The sequence below is a fragment of the Microbacterium sp. CCH5-D1 genome, assembly GCF_001557335.1.
Classification (GTDB): Bacteria; Actinomycetota; Actinomycetes; order Actinomycetales; family Microbacteriaceae; genus Microbacterium; species Microbacterium oxydans.
In genome coordinates, this window is sequence record NZ_LSJW01000273.1 from 1 (window position 1) to 10,851 (window position 10,851).

General features: G+C 69.4%; 6 protein-coding genes. 5 read left to right on the forward strand and 1 reads right to left on the reverse strand.

What is annotated here, in order from left to right:
* The 4 genes from AX744_RS20835 to treZ all read left to right on the forward strand — a co-directional run.
* Nucleotides 1-234: hypothetical protein (locus tag AX744_RS20835; protein WP_442922838.1), on the forward strand; the 234-nt coding region annotated here is incomplete at its 5' end.
* Nucleotides 231-2,405, forward strand: coding sequence for a glycogen debranching protein GlgX (glgX, locus tag AX744_RS16330; protein WP_061018047.1), 2,175 nt, complete (start codon nucleotides 231-233; stop codon nucleotides 2,403-2,405). The genes AX744_RS20835 and glgX, both read left to right, overlap by 4 nt.
* Entirely contained in the window at nucleotides 2,402-4,750 is a 2,349-nt protein-coding gene (gene treY, locus AX744_RS16335) for a malto-oligosyltrehalose synthase (RefSeq protein ID WP_058631914.1), read from the forward strand. Before glgX ends, treY begins: the two co-directional genes overlap by 4 nt.
* Nucleotides 4,751-4,844: 94 nt before the next feature.
* A complete protein-coding gene (treZ, locus tag AX744_RS16340; RefSeq protein ID WP_061018049.1) occupies nucleotides 4,845-6,596 on the forward strand; it encodes a malto-oligosyltrehalose trehalohydrolase in 1,752 nt (583 codons plus the stop codon).
* 82 nt (nucleotides 6,597-6,678) lie between these two features.
* Here treZ and AX744_RS16345 read toward each other — a convergent pair whose 3' ends face one another.
* Complete coding sequence (locus tag AX744_RS16345; protein ID WP_061018051.1) at nucleotides 6,679-8,106, reverse strand: CCA tRNA nucleotidyltransferase; 1,428 nt, start codon at nucleotides 8,104-8,106, stop codon at nucleotides 6,679-6,681.
* Nucleotides 8,107-8,367: 261 nt separating this feature from the next.
* Here AX744_RS16345 and AX744_RS16350 point away from each other — a divergent pair.
* Nucleotides 8,368-10,851: fibronectin type III domain-containing protein (locus AX744_RS16350; RefSeq protein WP_061018053.1), on the forward strand; the 2,484-nt coding region annotated here is incomplete at its 3' end.

Sequence of the window (10,851 nt, forward strand, 5' to 3'; positions counted from 1 at the left end):
GCTGACGACGTAGCGGTCGAAGCCGTGTGCGAGCGCGTCGGCTTCGACCGCTACGTCGTCAGCCACGATCGTCCCGTCGGCTACATCGACGTCGTGCCACCGCTTTTCGTCTGCTATCTGGGCCACCCGTATCCCCGCTCGGTGGAGGTCGCGCAGGTCTACGATTTCGAGCGTGCAGTGAGTATCGTCGATGCCATGGCAGCCGGCACCCGCAACCACACCGTCGCCGCATGAGCGGCGAGATCTGGCCCGGAACCGCATATCCGCTCGGGGCGACCTTCGACGGTCAGGGGACGAACTTCGCCCTCTTCAGCGAAGGCGCCGAGCGTGTCGAGCTGTGCCTGTTCGATGAGGACGGCACGGAGACCCGCGTGCCCCTCACCGAGGTGGACGCGTTCGTCTGGCACGGCTACCTTCCCACGGTGCAGCCGGGGCAGCTCTACGGCTACCGCGTGCACGGACCGTACGACCCCGCCCAGGGGCAGCGCTTCAACGCGAACAAGCTGCTGCTCGACCCGTACGCCAAGGCCGTCGCCGGGCGGATGGACTGGGGCCAGCCCCTCTTCGGCTACGACTTCGGCGATCCCGACTCGCGCAACGACGACGACTCCGCGGCCGCGATGGTCAAGAGCGTCGTGGTCAATCCCTTCTTCGAATGGGCGGGTGATCGACCGCTGAAGACCCCCTATGCCGAGACCGTGATCTACGAGGCGCACGTGAAGGGTCTCACCCAGCGGCATCCCGACATCCCCGAAGAGCTCCGAGGCACCTACGCCGGCATCGCCCACCCCGCCGTCGTCGAGCACCTCCAGCGCCTCGGCATCACGGCGCTGGAGCTCATGCCCGTGCACCAGTTCGTCGACGACTCCGTGCTCGAGGAGAAGGGGCTGTCGAACTACTGGGGCTACAACACCCTGGGGTTCTTCGCCCCGCACAACACCTACTCCGCGACGGGCGAGCACGGCCAGCAGGTGCAGGAGTTCCGGGCGATGGTGCGCACCCTGCACGAGGCCGGGATCGAGGTCATCCTCGACGTGGTCTACAACCACACCGCGGAGGGCAACCACCTCGGCCCGACGCTCTCGATGCGCGGTATCGACAACGAGGCGTACTACCGACTCAAAGAGGACAAGCGCTACTACACGGACTACACCGGCACGGGCAACAGTCTGAACGCGGGCAATCCGCATGCCCTGCAGCTGCTGATGGACTCGCTGCGCTATTGGGTGACCGAGATGCACGTCGACGGGTTCCGCTTCGACCTCGCGGCGACCCTCGCCCGCGAGTTCTACGACGTCGACCGCCTCGCGGCGTTCTTCGAGCTCGTGCAGCAGGACCCGATCGTCTCGCAGGTGAAGCTCATCGCCGAGCCGTGGGACATCGGCCCCGGGGGCTACCAGGTGGGCAACTTCCCGCCGCAGTGGACGGAGTGGAACGGCAAGTACCGAGACACCGTGCGCGATTTCTGGCGCGGTGAGCCGCAGGCACTCGGCGAGTTCGCCTCCCGCCTCACCGGGTCCGCCGACCTGTACGAGCACTCCGGCCGACGACCCGTCGCCTCGATCAACTTCGTCACTGCGCACGACGGCTTCACCCTGCGCGACCTCGTCTCGTACAACGAGAAGCACAACGAGGCGAACGGCGAGGACAACAACGACGGCGAATCCCACAACCGCTCCGACAACATGGGCGCGGAGGGACCGACCGACGACATCGACATCAACCGGCGCCGCGCGCGTCAGCAGCGGAACTTCCTCGCCACGCTGCTGCTCTCGCAGGGCGTGCCGATGATCTCCCACGGCGACGAGCTCGGCCGCACGCAGCATGGCAACAACAACGGCTACGCGCAGGACAACGAGCTCACCTGGATCGACTGGGAGGCGGCCGACCTGCCCCTCGTCGAGTTCACCGCCGCCGTGGCCCGACTCCGCCGTGAGCATCCCACCTTCCGCCGCAGCCGCTTCTTCGACGGTCGCCCCGGCCGGTCCGACGACGACCGCATCCCCGACGTCGTCTGGCTGCGCCCCGATGGCCGACCGATGGCCCCGGAGGACTGGGATTCCGGATTCGGGCGCTCCGTGGGGATGTTCCTCAACGGACAGGGCATCCGCGAGAACGATTCGCGAGGGCGCCCCGTCACCGACGTGAACTTCCTCGTCTACTTCAACAGCGGCGACGAGCCGATCGACCTCGTCATCCCCGACGAGCGCCACGGTGCGCAATGGCGGATCGTCGTCGACACCGCAGGCGAACTGGCCGCGGATCGCGCGCTGGAGCCCGGGGACGGCATCCCGCTCGACGGCAAGGCGACCCTGGTGCTGCAGGAGATCGACGGAGTGCCGGAGGCCGCCGACGACTCGGTCGACGCCTCCCTCCGCGCCCAGAGCGGGCAGGCGGCGTCGTGACCCTGCGTCCGCTCTCCACCTACCGATTGCAGATCACCGCCGATTTCCCCCTCGACTCCGCGGCAGGGGTGACCGATTACCTCGCCGACCTCGGCGTCTCCTGGGCGTACCTCTCCCCCGTGCTCGCGGCGGTCAGCGGCTCGAACCACGGTTACGACGTGGTCGACCACGGACGCGTCGACCCCGAGCGCGGAGGCGAGGAAGGACTCGAGCGCTTCGCCGCCGCCGCTCGGGCCGCAGGGCTCGGGATCCTCGCCGACATCGTGCCCAACCACATGGGAGTCGGTGCCCCACGCCAGAACGCCTGGTGGTGGGAGGTGCTGCGTCTGGGGAGGGAGACCCGTGTCGCGGCGGCCTTCGACATCGACTGGGCGGCCGGCGGTGGGCGTCTGATCCTGCCGATCCTGGGCTCATCACCGGAACAGGCGATCACCGAGCGCCTCTTCGCCGTCGACACGACCCCGGCACCCGACGCGCCCGACGGGGTGCTGACGTACTTCGAGCACGTGCTGCCGCTCGCCCCCGGCACGGCGCAGCTGGCCGACGATCTTCCCGCACTGCTCGCCGCCCAGCATTACGACCTCCGCTACTGGGAGGAGCAGAACACCGATCTCAACTACAGACGGTTCTTCGCCGTCTCCGAGCTCGCCGGCCTCCGAGTCGAGCTGCCGGACGTCTTCGCGGAGTCGCATCGCGAGATCATCCGATGGATCCGCAGCGGGCTCGCGGACGGACTACGTGTCGATCACCCCGACGGGCTCGTCGATCCGACCGGATATCTGGAGCGCCTGGCTGACGCGACGGGGCGGGCGTACACGCTGGTCGAGAAGATCCTCGAACCGGGCGAAGCCCTGCCCGCGTGGTGGCGCACCGATGGAACGACCGGATACGACGCTCTCGCCGACATCGATCGGCTCTTCGTCGACCGTGCGGGAGTCGACGCTCTCGACAGTCTCGACGAGAGGCTGCGTGCGGAGACCGGGCTCCCGGCCGCCCCCGCGTGGCCTGACCTGATCCACGACTCCAAGCGCATGATCGCCGACGGGCTGCTGCAGGCGGAGGTGCGCCGGCTCGTGCGCACTCTGCCCCACGGGATCGTGCACGCCGATGACGCCCTGGCTGAACTCGTGGCGTGCTTCCCGGTCTATCGCTCGTACCTCCCCGAGGGGCGCGAGCATCTGCGCGTCGCGTTCACCGAGGCCCGTCGACGCCGCCCCGACCTCTCGGCGGCCTTCGCCGAGCTCGAGCCGCTGCTGTCCGACCCCCGACTCGAGGTCGCGCAGCGCTTCCCTCAGGTAACCGGAGCGGTGATGGCGAAGGGCGTCGAGGACACCGCGTTCTACCGCTTGACCCGACTGGGAACGCTCACCGAGGTGGGCGCCGACCCCGCGATCCCCGCCGTGACGGTCGACGACTTCCATCGGCGGCAGAACGCCAGGCTCGGCGCCTGGCCCCACTCGATGACCACGCTGTCGACGCACGATACGAAGCGCTCGGAGGATGTGCGCGCCCGACTGTCGGTCCTCTCCGAGATCCCCGAGCGCTGGGCCGAGGTGCTGGGTGAACTCCGCACCATCGCGACCACCGGCCACGGTCCGCTGGATGCCCTCCTCTGGCAGGCGGCGGTCGGTGCGTGGCCCCTCTCCTCCGAGCGTTTCCTCGCCTATGCGACCAAGGCGGCACGCGAGGCCGCGGAGGCCACGACCTGGCAGCATCCGGATGCGCGGTTCGAGGAGGGCCTCGCGACGATCGCGCAGGCGCTCGAGGGCAAAGCCGCCCCGATCCTGGAACGCTTCGTGGACGAGATCCTGGCGGCCGGCCGCTCCAACTCGCTCTCCGCGAAGCTGCTGCAGCTCACCGCGCCCGGCGTCCCCGACGTGTATCAGGGCACGGAGCTGTGGGACCTCTCCCTCGTCGACCCCGACAACCGTCGACCGGTCGACTTCGAGCTGCGGAGGCGGATGCTCGCGGAGCTCGACGCGGAGGTCGCGCGGGGCATCCTCCCCGCCGTCGACGACTCTGCGCGGGCGAAGCTGCTCGTCACGTCGCGAGCACTGCGGGCCCGTCGAGACAACCCCGAGCTGTTCCGGTTCTACCGTCCCGCTGTCGTCGAGGGCGCGGCAGCCGACCATGCTGTCGCGGCTCATCGCGGAGGGATCACCGTCGTGGCCACCCGTCTTCCGATGGGGCTGGCGCGCCGCGGAGGATGGGGCGACACTGTCATGATGCGCCCCGACCTCCCCGCCACCGACCTGCTGACCGGCCGACGCATCGGACCGGGGCCGGTCCGGCTGGCCGAGCTGCTGGACACGTATCCGGTGGCTCTGCTCGAGCTCGCCCGATGAAATCCGTGTGCTCGATGACGGCACGACGGTGACGGCGGGTATCGATGACGGCGGGTATCGATGACGGCGGGGTATCGATGACGGCGGGGTATCGATGATCGAGGTCTGGGCACCGAAGGCGAGCAGGGTGCGGCTGAGACGAACCTCTCGACACGGCAGCACGACGCAGACCGATCTCGATCCGACGTCAGGCGGATGGTGGCGAGCCGGCGACGAGCTCGAAACCGGCGAACGCTACGGGTTCGTCCTCGACGACGATCCCGAGCTGCGGCCGGATCCGCGCTCTCGCCGACAGCCCGACGGTGTGCACGCGGCATCCGCGGCGTTCGACGTCGGCGACTTCGCCTGGAGCGATGCGGGATGGGCGGGACGGCAGCTCGCCGGAGGCCTGGTCTACGAACTGCACCTCGGCACGTTCACGCCGGAGGGGACGCTCGACGCCGCGATCACGCGCCTGCCTCACCTGGTGCAGCTGGGGGTGACGCACGTCGAGCTGCTTCCGGTCAACGCCTTCAACGGGCGCTGGAACTGGGGCTACGACGGAGTGCTCTGGTACGCGGTGCACGAGGCGTACGGGGGCCCTGCCGCGTACCAGCGGTTCGTGGATGCCGCGCACGGGCACGGGCTCGCCGTGGTGCAGGACGTGGTCTACAACCACCTCGGTCCGAGCGGCAACTACCTGCCCCTGTTCGGCCCCTACCTGCGCGAGGGCGAGAGCACGGCGTGGGGCGACTCGGTCAACCTCGACGAACCGGCCGTGCGCGACTACGTCATCGACAACGCCCTGATGTGGTTGCAGGACTTGCATGTCGACGGGCTGCGTCTCGATGCGGTGCATGCTCTGCACGATCAGAGCCCTGTGCACATCCTCCGCGAACTCGCCGAACGCGTCGACGCGCTGTCGGTGCAGCTCGATCGTCCGCTCGCCCTGATCGCCGAGTCCGACCTCAACGATCCGACGCTCATCCTGCCCCGTGAGGCCGGTGGCTACGGCCTGAGCGCGCAGTGGTCAGACGACTGGCACCACGCCGTCCATGTGGCCCTCACGGGGGAGACCGGCGGCTACTACGCCGACTTCGCCGCGGAGAATGCCCTGGCGAAGGTGACCGAGCACGGGTTCTTCCATGACGGCACGTTCTCGTCCTTCCGCGGACGTCCCCACGGCGCGCCGATCCCACCCGAAGTGCCGACGTGGCGACTCGTGACCTTCGCGCAGGACCACGATCAGGTGGGCAACCGCGCGGCAGGCGACCGCCTCTCCGCCACCCTCTCTCCGGATCGCCTGGCCGTCGCTGCGGTCCTGACCCTCACCGCCCCCGGCACTCCGATGCTCTTCATGGGCGAGGAGTGGGGTGCGTCCACCCCCTGGCAGTTCTTCACCTCGCACCCCGAACCCGAGCTCGGCCGCGCCGTCGCCGAGGGGCGGACCGCCGAGTTCGCCCTCATGGGGTGGGATCGGGATGCGGTGCCCGACCCACAGGACCCCGACACGTTCGCCCGCTCCCACCTCGACTGGAGCGAGCTCGACGATCCGGAGCACGCGCGGATGCTCGCCCTGTACCGCGACCTCGTGACGCTGCGGAAAGAGTGGCCCGCCCTCACCGACCCCGACTCCACGCACACCGCGGTGGAGGTCCGAGAGACCGACGGCACGCCCGAACGGCGGGTCTACCGCATCGACCGCGGAGACCTCTCCGTGGTGGTCAACCTCGCATCGACGTCGCAGGCGTTCGACGTGGGAGCCCGCACCAGGGTGCTGCTTTCCACGTCGGGGTTCCGTCGGGAGGACTCGCTCGTGACGCTGCCGCCCGACAGCGCAGCGATCGTGACCTCGCCCCTGGTCTGAGCCGCCACAGTGCGGCCACCACAGTGCGGCCACCACAGTGCGGCCACCGAGCGCGGTCACTGTGCGCGGTCACTGTGCGCGGTCAGTCGCGCGCAGCCCACCACTCGCGCAGTCGCTGCTCGGCGACGTCCGCACCGAGCACACCCTCGTCCAGGCGCAGGTCGAGCAGGAACCGATAGGCCTCACCGACCTCGCGGCCCGGTCCGATCCCGAGCACCTGCTGGATGCGGTTGCCGTCGAGCTCCGGGCGGATGGCGTCGAGCTCCTCCTGCTCGCGGAGCGCGGCGATGCGCGACTCGATGTCGTCGTACGCGCTCGCGAGACGGCCGGCCTTGCGCTTGTTCCGTGTGGTCACGTCGGCACGGGTGAGGATGTGCAGGCGTTCCAGCAGGTCGCCGGCGTCGCGCACGTAGCGGCGCACGGCTGCGTCCGTCCACGCCCCCTCGGCGTAGCCGAAGAAGCGCAGGTGCAGCTCGATGAGCGTGGCGACGGCGTTCGTGGTCTCGGTGTCGAAACGCAGCGCCTGCAGCCGCTTGCGCGCCATCCGCGCACCCACGACGTCGTGGTGGTGGAACGTGACGACGCCCCCGGCCTCGAGCTTGCGCGTGCGCGGCTTGCCGATGTCGTGCAGCAGCGCAGCGATGCGCAGCGGCACATCCGGTACGGCTCCGGGATGACGGGAGTGCTCGAGCTCGATGGCCTGGGCGAGCACGGTCAGCGAGTGCTCGTAGACATCCTTGTGGTGGTGGTGCTCGTCGACTTCGAGGCGCAGCTCGGTCACTTCGGGGAGGAACTCGTCGATCAGCCCGGTGTCCACCAGCACGCGGATGCCGCGCACCGGGTCGTCGGTCTGCATGAGGCGCACCAGCTCGGACTGGACGCGCTCGGGGCTGACGATCTTCAGCGTCTCGCGCAGCTCGGTGATCGCCGCGGTCGTCGCCTCCTCGACCTGGAAGCCGAGCTGGGCGCTGAAGCGAGCGGCGCGCAGCATCCGGAGCGGGTCGTCGCCGAACGACACCCGAGGATCCGCCGGCGTGCGCAGGACGCCGGCGATGAGGTCTTCCACCCCGCCGGTCGGGTCGACGAGCTTCACGGACGGCACCTGCAGCGCCATGGCGTTCACGGTGAAGTCGCGGCGCACGAGGTCGCCGTCGATGGTGTCGCCGAACTCCACGGTGGGCTTGCGGGTCACACCGTCGTAGCTGTCCGCGCGATAGGTCGTGATCTCGACCTGTTCACGCTGCACGCGTGCGCCGATCGTGCCGAACGCGCGACCGATGTCCCACTGCGCGGTGGAGATGGGCGTGACGATGGCCAGGATGTCGTCGGGGGACGCGTTCGTCGTGAAATCGAGATCGTGCGTGTCACGGCCGAGCAGGGCATCACGCACCGGACCGCCGACGACCGCGAGGTCGAAGCCCGCTTCGTCGAAGGCAGTCGCCAGGGTGCGGACGACCGGGTTCTCGGCGAGCGCACCGAGACGAGCGAGGCCGTCAGCCATGTTGAGCATGGGTTCCAGCGTACCGGGGCGAGCCGTCCGCGCCGGGGCCGTCTCCCGCCCCGGCGAAAACCCAGACCATCCGTCCGCGCGCCGGCGCGCCATCCCTCGACACGCCGCTCCCCGCGCAGTCGGTCTCCGTTTCGGCCGGGCGACATCGTGAACGGAGTTCACCTTCCTGTCGCCCGGAGGTCAGCGCCCGGTCATCCCGCTTCGATGGGGTGGAGGGGCCCCGTGCGGCTGAGCACGGAAACCCCACCTCGAAGGACTGACATGACCTCCCCCACCCCTGCGGTGCGGTGGCGGCGTCGCGGACTGACGTCCGTCGCGCTCCTCGCCCTGCTCGGCGGCGCCGTCGTCGCCCCCGCGGCTCTTGCCGCCCCCGACCCCGAAGTGCCGACGGGCTCGCTGATCACCGGCGACACCGCCTGGCACTACCTCGACGACGGATCCGACCCGTCTCCCGCACCCGCAGCCCTCCGCGACTGGACACTGCCTGCCTACGACGACAGCGCGTGGAAGACGGCTCCGGGCTCGTTCGGCGCCAAGGGCGGGAAGCTCGCACCGGTCGGCCCGCAGACGCCCAAGACCCTGCTCAACCACTACCTCGACGGCACGGCGGCCCCGACTGTGCCGACCTACTTCTTCCGCACGACGTTCGAGCTCGAGGCAGGCGTCGCCGAGCAGGTCGCCGCCCTGCAGAGCACCATCACCTACGACGACGCCATCATCGTGTGGATCAACGGCCAGGAGGTGGCCCGCTACGTCGACGGCAGGATCACCGACACCACCAACGTCGAGTACGCGGGCGATGGCAACGGCGACCCGCTCACGAGCACGTTCAGCGCCGAGGGAACCCTCCTGCACGACGGCACCAACACGATCGCGGTGTCGCTGTTCCAGGACCGCGCAACCAGCTCCGACATCTTCTTCGACATGTCCGCGTTGACCCTCGTGAAGGCCTCCGCACCTGGCACCCCCGTCGTCGCGCCGCCGACGCGCGTCATCCTCACCCCGACCGAACAGCCGGCCGTCTCGCAGTCGTTCTCCTGGCTCGCAGGCGACGCCTCGCACACGGTCGGACAGGTCGAGATCGCCCCGTCCGCCGGCGGAGAGACCCGCACGGTCGACGCGTACGACGCGGGTGTCGTGAACGGCAACCCGAACAAGCACTTCTCGGCGACGGTGACGGGTCTCACCGCTGCCACCGAGTACCGCTACCGCGTCGGCCTGCCCGGAAGCTGGAGCGACTGGTTCACCTTCCGCACCGCGGATCCGTCCGCGACCGACTTCCAGTTCATCTACTACGGCGACGCCCAGATCGGTCTGGACACCACGTGGCCGAGCGTCGTGAAGCAGGCCGAGGCGCAGGCTCCCCGCTCGATCGGCTCCGTGCACGCGGGTGACCTGATCAACACGTCGAGCAACGAGAACGAGTGGGTCAACTGGTTCAAGGGCATGAAGGATTCGGCCGTCCGTACGAACGTGATGGCCGCCCCCGGCAACCACGAGTACTCCGGCGACAAGCTGCTCACGGCGTGGAAGGCGGCGTTCGAGTACCCGCGCAACAACCCGTCGACCAGCTCCATCGGCGAACTGGCGAACCTGGCGAAGGGCGATTCCGAGGTCGCGCAGCAGTACCGCGCGTTCTTCGACCACTGGAGCTCGTTCGCCGCAGAGACCGCGTACTACACCGACTACCAGGGCGTGCGTTTCATCACCCTGAACGCCACTCGCGACACGACGTTCCTCACCCCGGCCGGCCTCCCGTCGTGCACGGGGGCGGAGTGCCCCTCGTCGCAGATCGGCACCCTGTGGACGCGCTTCCAGGGTGCATGGCTCGACCTGCTGCTGCAGAACAGCCCGTCGAAGTGGAACGTCGTCACGTTCCACCAGCCCGTGTTCTCGGCCTCGGCCGGGCGCGATGAGCCCATCCTCCGCGCCGAGTGGCTGCCGGTCTTCCAGCGCAACGACATCGACCTGGTTCTCATGGGACACGACCACACGTACGCCCGCGGATACGTGAACACCGACGCGACCGAGACCCCCGGCCTCACCACGGGCCCGGTCTACGTCGTCTCGAACTCGGGCGCGAAGCACTACGACCTGGAGACGCCGGAGAAGAACGTCTGGACCAACAACGGCGCCACCCAGGTGCTGCGCGGTCAGGGCGTGACGACCTACCAGGTGATCGACGTCTCGAAGAATCAGCTGGTCTACCGGTCGTACCTGGCCGAGAAGCAGACGGACGCCACGACGGACCTCCCCGTCGGTGCCGTCTACGACACGTTCACGGTGACCAAGTCGGATGCGGGCGAGAAGTGGGTGACCGAGGCCGGCGTCACACCTCCGCTCACCCCCGAGCCCGAGGCTCCGGCGAAGGTCGAGCTCGGCGCGGCATCCGTGCAGGCCGGTGGCACGGTCACGGTGACGGGCAGCGGCTTCGCAGAGGGCGCTCAGCTGCGGCTCGAGCTGCGTTCCGACCCGGTGCAGCTGGGCACGGCGACCGCCGGTGCGGACGGCTCGTTCCAGCGCACGGTGACCATTCCGGCGAACACTCCGGCCGGTGCGCACACGCTCGCCGTGATCCAGCCCGACGGCACCGAGGTCACTGCAGCTCTGAGCGTCACGGCCGCGTCCGGTGGCGGAGCGACGACACCGGGTAACGGCGGTTCCGCGGGTAACGGCGGTTCCGCAGGTAACGGCGGCTCCACAGGCGGCGACCTCGCCACCACGGGAGCCGACAGCCTTCCCTAC